Origin of the sequence: Psychrobacillus sp. NPDC096623 (assembly GCF_044762655.1) — a bacterium.
Taxonomy (GTDB): Bacteria; Bacillota; Bacilli; order Bacillales_A; family Planococcaceae; genus Psychrobacillus.
The window spans coordinates 133,931-150,620 of sequence record NZ_JBIWER010000008.1; the positions used below are offsets into that span (position 1 = coordinate 133,931).

General features: G+C 37.3%; 15 protein-coding genes. 6 read left to right on the forward strand and 9 right to left on the reverse strand.

Features of this window, described 5'->3' with window-relative positions; all coding sequences use genetic code 11:
• Positions 1-5 precede the first annotated feature (5 nt).
• From ACIQX2_RS18100 to ACIQX2_RS18120, 5 genes are read left to right on the forward strand one after another with little or no spacing between them, the layout of a single operon-like run.
• Entirely contained in the window at positions 6-749 is a 744-nt protein-coding gene (locus tag ACIQX2_RS18100) for an energy-coupling factor transporter transmembrane component T family protein (protein ID WP_402853674.1), read from the forward strand.
• On the forward strand, positions 746-1,606 hold the full coding sequence (locus ACIQX2_RS18105) for an energy-coupling factor ABC transporter ATP-binding protein (protein WP_402853677.1): 861 nt from the start codon (positions 746-748) through the stop codon (positions 1,604-1,606). The genes ACIQX2_RS18100 and ACIQX2_RS18105 overlap by 4 nt, the downstream gene beginning before the upstream one ends.
• Positions 1,599-2,408 carry an energy-coupling factor ABC transporter ATP-binding protein gene (locus ACIQX2_RS18110; protein ID WP_402853679.1) on the forward strand — a complete coding sequence of 270 codons (810 nt, stop codon included), beginning with the start codon at positions 1,599-1,601 and terminating at the stop codon, positions 2,406-2,408. Before ACIQX2_RS18105 ends, ACIQX2_RS18110 begins: the two co-directional genes overlap by 8 nt.
• 19 nt (positions 2,409-2,427) lie before the next feature.
• Positions 2,428-3,321 (forward strand): ribokinase, encoded by an 894-nt coding sequence (gene rbsK / locus ACIQX2_RS18115; protein WP_402853682.1) that lies wholly within the window; start codon positions 2,428-2,430, stop codon positions 3,319-3,321.
• The gene (locus tag ACIQX2_RS18120) at positions 3,318-4,205 is read left to right on the forward strand and encodes a DMT family transporter (protein ID WP_402853685.1); all 888 of its coding nucleotides are present in this window, start codon (positions 3,318-3,320) and stop codon (positions 4,203-4,205) included. The genes rbsK and ACIQX2_RS18120 overlap by 4 nt, the downstream gene beginning before the upstream one ends.
• Positions 4,206-4,372: 167 nt before the next feature.
• Here ACIQX2_RS18120 and ACIQX2_RS18125 read toward each other — a convergent pair whose 3' ends face one another.
• The gene (locus ACIQX2_RS18125) at positions 4,373-6,655 is read right to left on the reverse strand and encodes an ATP-binding cassette domain-containing protein (protein ID WP_402853690.1); all 2,283 of its coding nucleotides are present in this window, start codon (positions 6,653-6,655) and stop codon (positions 4,373-4,375) included.
• Positions 6,656-7,019: 364 nt separating this feature from the next.
• On the opposite strand from ACIQX2_RS18125, the gene ACIQX2_RS18130 reads away from it, so the two are divergent.
• On the forward strand, positions 7,020-8,717 hold the full coding sequence (locus ACIQX2_RS18130; RefSeq protein WP_402853693.1) for a M3 family oligoendopeptidase: 1,698 nt from the start codon (positions 7,020-7,022) through the stop codon (positions 8,715-8,717).
• A 168-nt stretch (positions 8,718-8,885) separates the two neighbouring features.
• On the opposite strand, the gene rlmD is transcribed toward ACIQX2_RS18130, so the two are convergent.
• From rlmD to ACIQX2_RS18170, 8 genes are all read right to left on the reverse strand, one after another.
• The gene (gene rlmD / locus ACIQX2_RS18135; RefSeq protein WP_402853696.1) at positions 8,886-10,247 is read right to left on the reverse strand and encodes a 23S rRNA (uracil(1939)-C(5))-methyltransferase RlmD; all 1,362 of its coding nucleotides are present in this window, start codon (positions 10,245-10,247) and stop codon (positions 8,886-8,888) included.
• A gap of 518 nt (positions 10,248-10,765) precedes the next feature.
• Positions 10,766-11,470: a YjjG family noncanonical pyrimidine nucleotidase gene (locus tag ACIQX2_RS18140; protein WP_402853698.1), complete on the reverse strand. Its 705-nt coding sequence runs from the start codon at positions 11,468-11,470 to the stop codon at positions 10,766-10,768.
• A 173-nt stretch (positions 11,471-11,643) separates the two neighbouring features.
• Positions 11,644-11,748 (reverse strand): cytochrome bd oxidase small subunit CydS family protein, encoded by a 105-nt coding sequence (gene cydS / locus ACIQX2_RS18145; RefSeq protein WP_402853701.1) that lies wholly within the window; start codon positions 11,746-11,748, stop codon positions 11,644-11,646.
• A gap of 12 nt (positions 11,749-11,760) precedes the next feature.
• Complete coding sequence (locus ACIQX2_RS18150) at positions 11,761-12,789, reverse strand: cytochrome d ubiquinol oxidase subunit II (RefSeq protein WP_402853704.1); 1,029 nt, start codon at positions 12,787-12,789, stop codon at positions 11,761-11,763.
• Complete coding sequence (locus ACIQX2_RS18155) at positions 12,786-14,132, reverse strand: cytochrome ubiquinol oxidase subunit I (protein WP_402853707.1); 1,347 nt, start codon at positions 14,130-14,132, stop codon at positions 12,786-12,788. The genes ACIQX2_RS18150 and ACIQX2_RS18155 overlap by 4 nt, the downstream gene beginning before the upstream one ends.
• 221 nt (positions 14,133-14,353) lie before the next feature.
• Positions 14,354-15,265, reverse strand: a complete 912-nt coding sequence (locus ACIQX2_RS18160) for a diacylglycerol kinase (protein WP_402853709.1) — start codon at positions 15,263-15,265, stop codon at positions 14,354-14,356.
• Between the two features lie 126 nt (positions 15,266-15,391).
• Complete coding sequence (locus tag ACIQX2_RS18165; protein WP_402853711.1) at positions 15,392-15,955, reverse strand: thioredoxin family protein; 564 nt, start codon at positions 15,953-15,955, stop codon at positions 15,392-15,394.
• Positions 15,956-16,027: 72 nt separating this feature from the next.
• Positions 16,028-16,657 carry a Type 1 glutamine amidotransferase-like domain-containing protein gene (locus tag ACIQX2_RS18170; protein ID WP_402853713.1) on the reverse strand — a complete coding sequence of 210 codons (630 nt, stop codon included), beginning with the start codon at positions 16,655-16,657 and terminating at the stop codon, positions 16,028-16,030.
• Between the last annotated feature and the right edge of the window lie 33 nt (positions 16,658-16,690).

Genomic DNA, 16,690 nt, shown 5'->3' on the forward strand with positions numbered 1-16,690 from the left:
TTAATATGAAACAGAATATATTACTTCAACTTCATCCGATGACAAAGTTCTATTTCTCTCTTTTTATTTTAGGAGTAGTACTCATTATACCTGGATATTCATTTGCTTTTGCTATCTTCCCTGTTTTAGTACTTATCGCAGTGCTTGCAGGGGTATCGAAAGAGTTTCTTAGTATCGTATTAAAAGCACTACTTAGTGTACTAATCATTGTATTCATTATGCAAATGTTTTTTTACCCTGGAGATCATGTATTGTGGAGTTGGGGAATATTTTCTATAAAGCAAGAAGGGTTAAATTACGGTCTTTTATTAACATCTCGAATTCTTGCAATTGGATCTGCTTTTATCTTATTTTTCCGTATGACAAAAGTGCGCGATTTTGTTAAATCATTGGAAGACAAAGGGCTACCACCAATGGGAGCTTACGTTGTATTATCTACACTTCAAATTATTCCAGAAATGAAGCGCCAAGCAAAAACAATAATGGAGGCCCAAAAAACTCGTGGTGTCGAAACAGAAGGCTCTTTACTTATCCGCGCGAAAGCGTTTATACCGACATTAACACCCCTTATTCTATCCTCCATTGCTGGTACAGAAGAACGAGCAATAACACTAGAATCTCGAGCATTTTCAGCACCAGTTAAAAAGACAAGCTTACACCAATTAACGAAGGGTAATGTGGATCGAGTACTTCCGATAGTATATGTGCTCATTATTATTGGTCTCTTAGTATGGAGGTTTTTCTTATGACAATTATGATTGATTTGAAAAATGTATCTTATCGATATCCTGTGAGCGATGATTTCGCCTTGAAAAATGTTTCATTTTCTATTGAAAAAGGTAAATTCACAGCTATTATCGGTAATAATGGTTCTGGAAAAACAACCTTATGCAATACAATACGCGGTTTTGTTCCCCATTTTTATAAGGGAGATTTAGAAGGTGACGTTATTGTAGATCAAACGAAAATATTAGATTATCAACTAGGGCAACTTGGAGAAAAAGTGGGATATGTGTTCCAAAATCCTTTTATTCAAGTATCAGGTGTAAAAGACAATGTATTTGAAGAAGTAGCATACGGCTTAGAAAATTTAGGCGTTCCAGTGGAAGAGATTACAGTTCGCGTAGAAGAAATATTAAAACTGGTTAAAATTGAACATTTACGTGACAAAAATCCATTCGAACTATCTGGTGGACAAAGACAACGTGTAGCACTTGCATCTATTATTGTAATGGATCCGGAAATTTTAGTAATTGATGAACCAACCTCCCAACTTGACCCCGTTGGTACGGAACAGATTTTTGATATTATTCGATTGATGAAGGATCGTGGAAAGACTATTATTTTAGTGGAACATAAAATGGATTTAATCGCTGAATATGCAGATGATTTACTTGTCATGCACGAAGGTGAGTTAGTTATGCAAGGGCCTGTTCGGGAAGTATTCGCTAACCCACAGTTTGAAAAATACCAAATTCAGTACCCACATGTTACGGAAATTGCACTTCAATTACAAAAATTGGGTACACCTCTTGCTTTCCTTCCAATTCGTGATGAAGAACTAGCTGAAGCATTAAATATGACTGGAGTGATGATACATGACTGAACTTCATTTAAATAATGTAAGCTTTTCATATCCCGACGGAACAAAAGCGCTTGAAAATCTCACTCTTTCCATCGTTACTGGGGAGCGTGTAGCAATTGTAGGGCAAAATGGAGCTGGCAAAACAACTGCAGTAAAGTTAATGAATGGTTTACTGAAACCTACGGAAGGTACTGTATTAATTGGAGATTGGGATACAAAGGACTACACGACAGCACAAACTTCAAGAAAAGTAGGCTATGTATTCCAAAATCCAGATGATCAAATATTCCATAATGATGTAGAGTCAGAGGTTCGTTTTGGTCCCAAAAATATGGGATTTGCTCCTGAACGGGTAGACGAATTTACTGATTGGGCTATGAAGTTATGTGGGATATCTGAATTTGCATTAGAAAACCCTTATAACTTACCGTATTCTGTTAGAAAATTCGTAACGATAGCATCGGTATTAGCAATGGATTCAGACATTATCATTTTAGATGAACCTACCGCGGGACAAGATAAAATTGGATTGCAGGTACTCGGTAATTTACTTCAAGTATTAGAAGAAAAGCAGAAATCTGTTATTACGATTACTCATGATATGGAATTCGTAACGGACTATTTTACACGCATTGTTGTAATGGCGAACCGACAATTAGTAGTAGATGAAAATGCGCAAAAAGTATTTTATAATACAGAAGTTCTAGAAAAAAGTATGTTAAAGCCTCCCGCTGTTGCTCAAATGGCAAAATTACTTGACTTCCCCTCTGGGATTTTATCAAAGGGTCAATTAATCAAAGCGATTTTAGCTAGGCGCATTTAATGAAAGGAGCTGAATATACATGAATATCACAGTCGTAGGAAGCATCAATATGGACCTTGTATACCTCGTTCCACATATCGTAAAGGCTGGCGAAACATTACACAGCACAAAACATGAGCTGTTTTTTGGGGGAAAAGGAGCAAATCAAGCAGTAACTGCTAGTCAATTAGGGGCAAATGTTGATTTCATAGGAAATGTTGGAACCGATGATTTCGGAGAACAAGTAAAACGAAATTTACAAGATAAAGGAGTAAATACTTCCGCTGTACAAAAAGTGGGATTGACTGGTCAAGCAATTATTCAAGTGGCGGATTCTGGTGAGAACTCCATCGTGTTATTCCCTGGTGCAAATTTTCTTGTTACAGCAGAACAAATACAAGCAGATAAAGAAAGAATAGAAAAAAGTGATGTTCTTCTTTTACAGTTAGAGATTCCAATGACAGTGGTCGAGGCTGCTGCTAATATTGCCGCACAAAAAGGGGTACATATTATTTTAAATCCAGCACCTGCACAGCAAATAAGTGATTCATTATTAAGTAAAGTCTCCATATTAACACCAAATGAAACTGAATTAGCGATGCTAACTAATTTAAAAACAGAAACTGAGGAAGATCTGTTTCAAGCATGCTCCTTGCTACTTCAAAAAGGAGTTGGGGCAGTAGTGGTTACATTAGGTGAAAAAGGTTCCTATTATTTGAATCAAAATGAACGAGGCCATGTGCAAGCAAATCAAGTAGAAGTAAAAGATACAACTGGAGCTGGAGATGCATTTAATGGAGCTTTAGCAGTAGGCTTGTGTCGTGGAAACTCATTGCGAGAAAGCATTTTATATGCATCTAAAGTAGCTGAATACGTTGTCACTCAAATGGGAGCACAACCTGCTATTCCCACATCTTTTCGAATAAATAAATGATAAAATCTATCATTTATTTATTCATTCTTAGTTTGTTATGGGGTTCTTCGTTCTTATGGACGAAAGAACTTTTAGATTACTTTGAGCCCCCTACCATTGTGTTTTTTCGTTGTTTATTTGGTTTAGTCGTGCTTTTTCCTTTTGTATTCTTAAAAAGAAATCGGATGCAAATAAAAATTCGCCCATTTCTTTTATTCGTCTTGGCTTTAGGAGCTGCGATTCCATGGACTATTATGTCTATCTCAATTCAAAAGATCGAAACAAGTTTAAGTGGAATATTAAATGCAACTACTCCTTTATTCGCTTTAATATTCTCCATACTTATTCTGAAAACAAAACCTTCTTGGAACCAAACTACTAGTCTATTAATTGGATTTTTAGCCGTTATTATTTTAATGTTTTTTTCTGGTCAAGCTTCAGGTAGTCAGTTTTCTATTTTTCATGCTCTTCTTATGCTCGTTGTTACTATGTCATATGCTCTAAATTCTATTTGGATAAAAAAGTATTACACAAATATTCCTGTTGTCTTATTAGGTTTTTGGACCCTCCTCATCTCAGCAGTTTTTAATGGATTAATAAGTATCATTACGGAACCGCGTGCATATGTCCATCTTGGGACATGGGAAACTATATTGCCTCTTCTAATTTTAGGATGCCTTAGCTCTGGTCTTGGTTATGTTATTTTTTTTCAAATCGTTTCAACGGGAGGACCTCTCCTTGCGTCAATGGTTACATTTATAATTCCCTTTATTACGATAGCTTTAGGTATTTTCTTTTTGCAAGAGTCATACCATCTAGGGATTGCAATAGGCCTGCCATTGATGATTGTAAGCTTACTGCTAATGAATATACATCCATTTAAAAAAGTGCTGTTTAAAGATTAAGCTGATATTTATCTAATATTAAAAGCCAACTATTCCCAATTAATAGTTGGCTTTTTGAATTAGATTTTCTTTTTAGCTTCAGTATACTTTCTACCTCCTGAACCTATGTATAGACTTCTACCCATTACGATAAAGGCAGGGAAAGGTTCAAATAATAGCTCCACACTTTAAGTGAGATCTTGTCTAACTCCATCCTTTAACCATTTCGCAGTCACTGTCTCTGCGTTTAGCATTTCTTTTGGTGCGCCTTCGAAAATAATTTGCCCACCGCCTTGCTTTCCTCCTCCCGGACCCATTTCTATTATCCAATCGCTCGCCGCTATAAAGTCTAAATTGTGTTCGATTACTATGACAGAGTTGCCTCTGTTCACCAGCTTTTGAAATACTTCCAAAAGTTTTTCATTATCTTCTGCGTGTAATCCTAAGGATGGTTCGTCTAACAAGTAGATTTGACCTTCCTTTTGTAATTGGCTTGCGAGTTTTAGACGTTGGATTTCTCCTCCGCTCAAAGAACTTGTTGTCTGTCCTAAGGTCAAGTACCCTAACCCTACGTTCTTTAGCGTATTTACTCTTTTTAGGATTTTTTGCTGTATAAAATAATCAGCAGCTTCATCTATTGTTAATTGTAATATCTCAATTATATTTTTATCCTGATATCGATATGACAGTGCTTCGTCTGAGTATCTCGTACCACCGCATGCTTCACATGGAATTGTTACTGGATCTGCAAATGCTACCTCTGGTGTAAGAACTCCTTTTCCTTTACAGACAGGACATGCTCCTAAGGAGTTAAAACTGAACAATCCTGCCGGTTGTCTCGTTGCTTTTGCAAATGCTGCGCGAATGTCATCCATTATGCCCATGTATGTTGCCATGGTGGAACGGTTGGAAATTCCGATAACACCTTGACCTACCGTTATGGATTCTGGATATCTTTCCTTGAATGCTTCCAATATTAAGGAGCTTTTACCTGAACCAGAAACCCCGCAAACAGAGACTAAGACTTCTTTAGGAATATCTACATTCACATTTTTCAAGTTGTTGTTCTTTGCACCTCTTATTGTAAAATAACTTTTACTATCTCTGGTGCTTTTGTTTATTTTTAGTTTGTGCTTTAAGGCGTTTGCAGTTGGAGAGTTTTTTAATCCTTCTAATTGTCCTTGGTAGACAACTTTTCCTCCATTCACACCTGCACCTGGACCCATCTCTATTATTTCATCAGCTACTTTTATTACTGATAGATTGTGTTCGATTACGATTACAGTATTATGTTGCTCTTTTATCCTTTTTAGCATTTGAATTAACATATTCACTTCTTCTGGATGGAGCCCTGCACTTGGTTCATCGAAAATGTAGGTAATATTATTTAAACTGCTTCCTAAATGACGGGTAATTTTTACCCGTTGAGCTTCACCACCGGAAAGGGTGCCCATTTTTCTTGTCAGACTCAAATACCCTAATCCCATGTCGACTAATAGTTTTATATAGGGGATTGCTTGTTTGGCTATCGATACTCCCATAGGGTCTTTTATTTTCTTTAGTTCTTCAAGTATTTCTGGAAGCTCTAATTGATCGTATTCTGCGATATTTAAGCCATTTATTCTGCATTCTAATACCTTTGGGTTTAGGCCTGAACCTTGGCATGTTGGACATAATGAATGTTTTGACACTGCTAATACATCATCTTGGGATACTTGTTTTAGTTTTGAGATATCTCTATTGATATAGACACGCGTAAATCTGGGCAATAACCCATCCCACTCTGCATTGTGCGGTCCATTTTTTGTGTGAAACGGCGCATAAGCTCTTTCACCTTCCCGGGGACCATATATTAGCAGGTGAAGGTCCTCTTCTGAGTAGTCCTTTATGGGTTTATCTGGATCAAATAATCCGCAGGTCATCATCCAATTTCCTTGCCAACCTGAAGGAGATAAAGGCTTAAATTTAACAGCATATTCCCGAAGTGACTTATCAAAATCAATCAACTTATTTACATCTGGTGCAATCACTTCCCCAAATCCACCACATTCTGGACATCTACCAAATGAACTTTGACTCGAAAAATCGTTAGCAGAACCTATCGGTGGTTGTCCTATTCTCGAAAATAAAAGTCTAATTAGTGGATCTATATCCATATAGGTGCCTACAGTTGAACGGGAATTGCCTCCTATAGGTCTTTGCTCTACAACTATGACCGGACTTAAGTTTTGCATAAGATCAGCGTGAGGTCTTTCGTACCTTGGCATTTGATTTCTAACATAGAGAGGATAGTTCAAAGTCATTTGTCTTCTGCTTTCTGTTGCTAACGTATCAAAAACGACTGAGCTTTTACCTGATCCTGAAAGACCAGTAAATACGATGATTTTTTCTTTAGGTATGTTTAAATCTACACTTTTGAGATTATTTTCTTTAAGCCCTCTTAAGATTATTTCATCTTTTCTTTCCAACATTTTACTATCCTTTCTGTGCAATAATGTATTTTTATCAATTGTTCATCTATACCCTATTATCTTTAAAAAAATCAACGACCTAAAACTGCCCTTTTTTTAATTCGCTTGGAGTCTTGGTTTAATTATTCATTTTCGCTTTTACATTACTACACTCTCAACATGTGTAGAGTGTATGTGGCACTACAAGGGTGTTACTGGGTTTACAGTCGTTTTATAAACTTTTACTTTTAAGAACGCAAATTCTAACACATTCCCTTAAGGCATACTTTGTGAATTATTATTAAAAACAGGGTTATTAACTAGCAATCTATAATATAATTATTTTAATAATCAAAATAATTATATTATAGAAGGAGAATTATACATGTCACAAAATATAAGTCAGGATTATTATAAAGAATTAATTGATTTGCAAGATGTAGAAGGTGTCGAAGCTCATTTTCAAGGTTTACTTGAGGTTCCGATTAAATCCATTTCTGACCTAGAAAAGTGGCTAAGGGATGAAAAAGATTTAATCAATAAAATTATGGAGGCGATGACAGGTCACCAAGTCGACTTCTACCGAAACACAGAGGATGCGGTTATCAAGTCAACTTATCTACACGATCAACAAGTCGTTCAACCACTTTTAATGAAATATGAAGCAAAACTGAATGAGAAATGTTGTAAGTCTCCTTATGTAAATCAATTAGATGAAAACCGTTACGGCTTAATGCGACGCGTTCGTGAGTCCAAAATTAAACTGTTTCGAGAAGAAAACATTCCATTGCTTGTAAAAGAACAAGAACTCTGTACTAAGTATAGTGAAATTATGGGTGGACTAACAGTTGAATGGGAGGGGGAGGAAAAGCCTTTTCCATTTATCGAATCCCAACTCGATAACCTAGACAGAGCCGTGCGAGAAAAAGCTTATCACGCAATGATATCAGCCTATCGTCAAATTAAGCCCGATATGGATGCCATTATGGATGAGCTCATTCAACTACGCCATCAAATTGCTTTAAATGCTGGTTTTGAAAATTATCGTGATTATATGTTTGTGGTCAAAAATCGTGATTATAGCATCCAAGATTGTTATGACTTTCATGAAAATGTAGAGAAACATATTATTCCAGCTTGGAACCGACTCGCAGAGGTTTTTAAGTCCAAGCTTGGTGTCGATACTTATCGCCCTTGGGATAACACCGCTAAACTTTTGAAAAACCCACCATACACCGAGGTGTCTACTCTTATGGATGGCGTTTCTGAGATGTTAGGGAAGACCGACCCATATTTTGCAGACCGTTTTGATTACATGAGAGAGCATAAGTTACTAGATCTTGGAGATCGGAAAGGGAAAAGCCCAGGTGGTTTCTGTACCATCTTACCAGTTTCCGAAGATACTTTTGTTTTTGCGAACCTTAGTCCATCCTTTTTCTCTCTTATCGCATTAATTCATGAAATGGGTCATGCGGTAAATGCGTACCTTGTGTTTTCGGAGCACGGTCCTTTGGAGGAACACCAAGACCGAAGTGAAGTTGCTGAACTGTACTCTCATGGGATGGAATTGCTCTTATTGGATAAGCTGGATCAATTTTATCCAGAAGAAGAAGAATTTAAAAGCGCACAGCGGGAAGAGCTTAGAAGGGCATTCACAATGTTATTCGGTCCATTGTCAGGGGACCTCTTCCAGCATTGGATGTATACGAATCCTAAGCACACTGCCAAAGAGCGTGATGAAAAATACTTTGAAATCTCAAAACGTTTTGGTTTAAACCCAGTCGATACTTCTGGGTATGAGGAGGAAATTGGGATGAGTTGGGCAGGAACCCTTCATTATTTCCAAGTTCCTTTCTATACTATTGAATACTCCATGTCGATGCTTGGTGCTCTACAAATACTGGAGAATTATCGAAACAACCCAGAGAAAGCTATCGAATCCTTTAAAAAAGGTGCAAGTGCGGATAACAATCAATCCATCGCAGCAATTTATAAAGAAGCTGGGGTCATTTTTGATTTTTCAGAGGCAGCCGTTAAGGGGATGGGTGAATTCCTAGAAAAAGTAGTTCAAGACATTCATTAATAAAGTGTGAGGATGGGGACAGATAGTGCAATCGGAAGTTTTCTTATACCCTTTGATTAATAGTCAAAGGGTGTATTCAAGGACTTACCTTTAAAAATTATTTAATCTTTTTTACAACAACAAGAAAAAAGAACGAATTCCATACAACGGAAATTCGTTCTTCTTTCATTATACTAACTCCAACCAAGCGACAGCTTCGCAATGAGTTGTCTGTGGGAACATGTCAACGGGTTGAATCTCTTTTGTTTTATAACCGCCATCTTCCAAAATTCTTAAATCACGAGCAAGCGTTGCAGGGTTACAAGATACATACACTACACGCTTTGGACGCTGTTCAATGATAGTCGCAAGTAACGCCTCATCGCAGCCTTTTCTTGGTGGATCAACTACTAAGACATCTGCTTCCTTACCTTCTTTGTACCATTTAGGAATAACTTCCTCTGCAGGTCCTGCTTCGAAGTAAGTGTTTGTGAATCCGTTTAACTCGGCGTTTCGTTTCGCATCTTCAATTGCCTGCGGAACGATTTCCACTCCGAGTACTTGTTTAGCTTTTTGAGCTAAGAATAAGGAAATCGTACCAATACCGCAGTAGGCATCGATTACTGTTTCTTCACCTGTTAGTTGTGTATAATCCAGTGCTTGTTTGTATAGAACCTCCGTTTGTTCAGGATTTACTTGATAGAAGGAGCGAGCTGAAATTTCAAAGCGAACATCTCCGATTAAGTCTTCAATAACTGATTTGCCCCAGATCACGTTTGTTTCATTTCCAAAGATCACGTTTGTGTTTCGGTTATTCACATTATGAACAATTGATTTTACATTCGGTTCCACTTCTCTAATGAACTCAATAATCTCTTCCTGCTTCGATAATTTAGCGTGCTTCGTTACGAGTACAACCATCACTTCTCCAGTTGCTCGACCTTTACGAACGACTAAATGGCGTAGCTGTCCTTTTTTTGTTTCTTCCTTGTATGGGATTAAATCTAGCTTCAAGGCATTTTCTTTTACTGCTCTTAGTAAGCGATCTGCTTCATCTGTTTGAATTAAACATGTATTAGTGTCTGCAATTCGATGAGATTTAGCTTGATAGAATCCTGCAATTACTTGACCATTTTCTAAATCGAATGGAATTTGAGATTTGTTGCGGTATTCCCATGGTTTGTTCATGCCTTTTACCGGAAGTACAGGCGCATCTATTTTTCCTATGCGTTTCATGACATTACGAACCATACTTTCTTTCCATGCAAGCTGCCCTTCGTATGTCATATGCTGAAGCTGACAGCCTCCACATTCGTAGAAAACTGGACATGGTGCTTCTACACGAAATGGCGAAGGTTCTACGATATTTTTTAACTTGGCAAAGCCATAGTTTTTTAATGTTTTTAGCACATGGACTTCTACAGTTTCGTTCGGTAATCCACCTGCGATAAATAATGGGTAGCCGTCGACCTTTGCGACTCCTGCTCCGTCATGTGTTAAATCTTCAATATGGACTGTTAACTGATCATTTTTTTGTACTGGTGTATTCAATGTTAATCTCCGTTCTAGTTGTGATTGCTTCATTATACCAAAAAGAATGCGTACAAGTCTGCTGACCCATACGCATTATCAACTATTTTTAAGAGCTTGGATGTTCAAAAGGGTTATTTTGCGTTGGCCTTCTAGCTCAATATAGCCTTTTTCCTGGTATACCGTTAGCTTTCTGCTTAATGTTTATTGAGACATCCCTAACTGAGAAGCAAGCACTGCCTTTGTTGTTTTCAATAAAACCACGTTTGTATCATCTGCCATTTCAAATAAAGCTGGAGCTAATCTATGCTCAACGGAATGTAGATTAATATTTTCAATAAGGTTTTCTGCCTTATCCAGTCTATTTGTTATTTCTCCAATATAAGAAAAATAATTGTCGGATTACGTTGTCATTAGTTCTTTCAACTTGTAGCCTTCAATTGAACAAACTCTCGTCGTTTCAACTGCTTGTGCATTGTAGTACATTTGAACGGAACTATTAAACAAAAAAAAGAACCTCATTTAGAGGTCATGGTTAATTATTTTACTTCCGCTAATTGTGTGTTAACAATTTCCGCTAACTTATTCCATGTATGAATTTCAAATGTAGGCTGGATATCTGTTTCGTTTGGCTTTCTTGTTGGATTAAACCAGCAAGTATCAATTCCGAAATTATTGCCACCTTGGATATCTGATGTAAGTGAGTCACCAATCATTAATACACGAGCTGGATCAGAAATTTGAAGTTTTTCTAAGGCGTATGCAAAAATTTCTTTCTGCGGTTTTTGAAAACCTGTTTCTTCTGAAGTAATAATGATTTCAAAAAGATTTTTTAATGCAGATCCATTTACTCTAGCATGTTGCGCATCTTTAAATCCATTTGTAAGGAGTGCAATTCGGAAATCTTTTAAGCTTTCAAACATTTCCTCCACGCCTTCAATCATATGAACTTCTTTCCCTAAATTTTCTATGTACTTCTGGCCGAATATTACTGGGTCAATGTCCAAGGAATGTTCTAAAAATAATCGTTTAAAACGCTCGACTTTCAATTCTGATAAGGTTGTGCGTCCAGTCTCTAGGTCATCCCACAAAATCTTACTAATGGCTTTATAGCTACCTAGATAATCATTTAAACCATTCGGCAATCCATACTCTTCAAATAAAAGGCGGAATGCATTATGTTCAGTCATTCCAAAATCGAGCAAAGTATCATCTAAGTCAAATAGTAAGACATCATATCTCATCTAAATCGCCCCTTTCCTGTTCTTATAAGTGTAGCAGATTAAGATTTTATGGGCTATATTTAAGGGTCATATTGTAGTTTATAGGGGAGACTTTTTGATTTATGGGCTATTTTTTAATTTTTAGAGGTCTATCTTAAAATGACCTCAATCTGCACGATCGAGGTCACTTGGATTTATTGCTCCTTCACTGCTCCGTCTTTAGAAGCAGCCCAAAAGGCTACGATAATGGAGCCGATTAATACGATGAATGGTGCATAAAATATCATAAACTCTGTCATTTTAGCTCCTCCTTATGCATGGTTATCTTCTTTTTTTCCACGTACATAGTCTTTATTGAACAAAAATAATCTTAGTAATAAATACAGAGATGGGATTAACAGAGCAAGACCAGCTATGAAAGCGATTATGAGAGCGATAGCCATTGCTTCATTTGTAAAGCTGTCATAAATCGTTAAGTAAGGATAGAGTAAGTATGGAAGATGCGAAAACCCGTAGGCAAAAAATGCTATTAGAAATTGACCTACCAATAAACCAAATGCCAATCCGTAACTATGTTTCGCCCATAGTAACCATACCGAACCGATAAAGAGCAATAACGACAATGCAAATGCCCACCAAATATTGAGCATGCTTTCATAATGCTCCGGATTATGAGAACGTAACTCTACCATAATTCCACCGGCTGTAATAATGGTTGGGAGTGCCCAAATGAGCGCATACCTTCTCATCAGCCTTGTTGCGCCTAAATCTCCTGCTTTGTTTGCATACCAGGTTAAAAATACTGCTGAAATATAGAGCACCGAGGAAAGGCTTAGCACTACAATTGACCAGGTGAGAGGACTTGTAAATAATGCTCCATAGTCTAATGAAGGTAAGCCATTGACCATATGAACGAAGCCGCCCTCTGAAATAGTTAGTACGATCGACAGTGCAGCTGGAGTGAAAAAACCTGCCATCCCGTACATAAATGCATATCCTTTATGACCTTTAAAGCCATATGTTTCAAAAGCGTAGTAAGATCCCCGAATAGCGAGCAATATTATAGCAATACTTGCGGGCACTAGTAAAATCGTTCCAAAATAAAACGCTGTTTTTGGAAAAAAACCTACAATACCAACAAAGAAAAATACGAGAAATACATTCGTAACCTCCCAGACTGGTGATAAATATCGTTGTATAATATTTGTTAATATTCGTTGTCTTCCAGTAAGCAAACTATAAGCGTTAAAAAACCCTGCTCCAAAGTCAATAGATGCCACTATCAAATAACCAAATAGAAACGTCCACAATACAAAAATCCCGATAATTTCTAATGTCATAAAATATCACCGCCTTTTTCCACATTTCGATCTTCTATTTCACGCTCTACTGGATTTTTTCTAAACATACGAGTAAGCACTACTACGCTTCCAACACCTAAAATGAGGTAAAGACCTGCAAATAAAATAAGCATCTTATCTACATGTCCACTAGTTGTAGCAGCATCCTCTACTCGCATGAGTCCTCTTAATATCCAGGGCTGTCTACCCACCTCTGCCAGCCACCAGCCAGCTTCTATCGCTAGAACAGATGCAGGTCCACCTAATACAATGAGCCATCGATACCATCTGGAGTTGACAAATGCCCATTTTAGCTTTGTACCGAGCCAGTATAGTCCAGAAAGCACCACCATCGACATACCAATCGTCACCATAATATCGAATAAATAGTGAATATATAAAGGTGGTGTTTCATCCTCCGGGAACTGATCTAAACCAATTACTTCTGCGGTTGGGTTAGAATGAGCTAAGATACTTAGTGCAAATGGTATTTTAAATGCATACTTCACTTCGCCATCGTCTAATACTCCGTACATAACCAGCGGAGCACTACCTTCTGTCTCAAAATGCCATTCTGCAGCTGCTAGCTTTTCTGGCTGATATTCAGCTAAATATTTTCCAGAGAAATCTCCTATAATGGCCGTAGCGATTGAAAATACTAACCCCACCTTCATCGTTAAGAATAATGCTTTTTTATGATATATATGATTAGAACCTTTCAATAAACGGAAAGCTGCAATTGCCGCTAGCACAAATGCTGAAGTCATGTATGCAGTTACCACTACATGCGCTACCTTCGTTGGCATGGCAGGATTGAACATCGCTAGGAGGGGACTAATATTTACTAACTCCCCGTTTACTACATCAAACCCCTGGGGTGCATTCATAAACGCATTTACGATTGTGATAAAAACGGCAGAAAAAGATGCTCCAACGGCCACGGGAATTAGTAACAGTAGATGCTTTTTTTGATTCTCAAATCGATCCCATGTATACAAGTAAATACCAAGGAATATTGCTTCAAAAAAGAAAGCAAATGTCTCCAAAAATAGCGGAAGTGCAATAATATTCCCAGCAAGCTCCATAAAGTTCGGCCATAGTAAGGAAAGCTGCATACCAATTGCAGTACCTGTCACTACCCCTACCGCTACCGTAATTACGAATCCTCTTGCCCACCTACGCGCTAATAATATGTAATGCTCATCATTCTTTTTAATACCTACCCACTGGGCAATCATTATCATTAAAGGAACTCCAACACCAATTGTTGCGTAAATAATATGAAACGATAAGGTCAATTCGGTCAGCATACGGCTAAAAAATACGGATTCTTCATTCATCATTCTTCCCCCATCCTAATTCCCAAATATTCTCCCCACTATTGATAGCATCATGATTCCTGCCACAACAAAAGCTAGCCACATTAAATACTTTTCCTGTTTCTTATACATGCGCTTCACTCCTTTATTAACATACTACCCAAAATTCAAAATGTTGAACTTTCTTCAAAAGGAGTTTCCAAAGAAATAAAAAAAGCTCAACATATAAAATGCTGAGCACTTGCTTACGGTCTATCCTCTTCTCGAATTTCTTCGATTGGTACGAAAACCTCTATATGTCTGTATAAGTTTTGGAATGTTGCTGGGATATCCCCACCGTATTCACCATCTAAATTAAGAAGAACCTTATCCTCAGACGTTACTTTAATATGTTTTGCTTTTTTAAAAATAACATGTGGATCAGTCAAATGCTCACCACGTAAAGCTAAAGATGCCACACGAATAAACTCCGCTATGTTCAACTTTTTCAAAATTAATAAAGAAAACAAGCCATCGTTAATACTCGAGCTTGGGGCAAGCTTTTCAAATCCACCAACGGAATTCGTTAAACCAACTAAGAACATCATCGCTTCGTCTTCAAATACTTCCCCATCATATTCAATTCTGACTTTTGTCGATTTAATCGATGGTAGCATCTCAATGCCTTTTAAATAATAAGCAAGTTGCCCGAGCATTGTTTTAAGCTTACTCGGAACGTCATAGGTTAGTTCCGTAATTCGACCACCACCTGCAATATTGATAAAATAACGATCATTGACCATGCCGACATCGACTGGAATTGAATCCCCTTTAACAATAATCTCCACAGCTTTTTTTATGTCTCTTGGAATATGAACTGCTCGCGCGAAATCATTCGTCGTTCCCATTGGAATTAGACCAATTTTAGGACGCTTCTCGAATGCACTTACCCCTGCAACAACTTCATTCAGCGTGCCATCTCCGCCAGATGCAATGATGATATCAAAGCCATTTTCTACCGCTTTCTTCGCCGCCGTTTGGGCGTCACCTTCACCAGTAGTCGCATGACACGATGTCTCATATCCAGCGATTTCAAGAGTTTCTAGCACTTCTGGCAAATTCTTTTTAAATAGTTCTCTTCCAGAAGTTGGATTATAGATAATTCTTGCACGTTTCATACTTATTTCCTTTCTGCTTCACAGTACTTTCTAGTTATATTGACTATATTTCTTCACAAAAAGTTTCATCCCACTATTAAAAGAGTCGACTCAAGCCGACTCCTTTAAGGATTAGTTTAACTCACATTATTTTTGTAATTCTGGTAACCAAGTATTGCGAATTGCTTCATATACAGCTAAGTGAAATTCCTGATTGTTAACAAACTCGTTGGACATTTGTGCATAAAATTCTTTTTGCACTTCTTCAAATGAAGGATCCTCTTTTGCCGGGAATTTTGCTCTACCTTCCATAACGAACTGTTGAACTTGTTCTGCGCGTGGACCCCATTTAGAAATTACTTCACCGTCTTTATTTAACAATAAATATACGGGAATTGAACGCCCGCCATTTGTTAAATACTGATCCATTAAATCCAAATTCTCGTCGCGATAAACAGCACGAATCTCTACATTTGCCGCCTCTGCAATTTTACGTAAAACGGCATTGTTCATCATTGCATCTCCACACCAGTCTTCTGTAATAACTAGTATATGTGGTGCTTTTTCCTTTAATATTTGGATGAATTCATCATCAGCTGGCACATCAAATTTGTTGTAAATGCTGAAGGATTCTTCTTTTTTTGTAGTCATATCGTCCATATATTGAGTAAGTGGTTTTGCTTTTTCAAAATATTGTTGTTCTGTAGACAAGTGAGTAGCCCCCTTTTTTTCTAAGTATACTGTGTTTTCATTTCTTATTCAAACAAGCTCTATAGCCTTTTTTTATTCTATTGTTTTTTTATTCTCTAGAAATGAAATTACATCATTCACTTTTTTATGTATTCTACCATCTTTGTAGAAAATAGCGCATCCATCAGGGAGAGCATAAATAGTACGTTCAGTGGAAAGCGCAAATAGCTCATCATCGTTTGCTTCCGTATAATGTACCTCCACACTAAAGTCAACTAAACCTAATCCTTTTATCACTATGGACTCTGGATAGTCATCGTCTTTTGTTAAAATACAGTCCTCGCAAAATGCCAAAGCCCCTGCACTATATCCAATTATTAAACCAGGATAATTTCTAATACTCGCTGCAAGTTCTTTTTCTTGGATTATCTTGAGTAACTTTTCCGGTCTCCCACCTATTAAATAAAGAACATCACTATCATTAATCATCGTGACCATTTCACTTGTGGGAAAGTCCTCATGTAATATATCTAGCTTCACATTTATCATGTTAGAGAAGGCCTGTTCTAGACTTCCCATCCAGCTATCGTATTTAGAAACTTCCGTTGCGAAAGGAACTACTAAAATTTTCGAATTAGGTTTAATCCTTTTCGATAATTCCTCAAATACTTCATCCAACTCACCTTTTAAGACATGCCCACCACCAATAAAACATAACTCCAAGTTACTTCACCCCATTTGTACTAGTTATATATT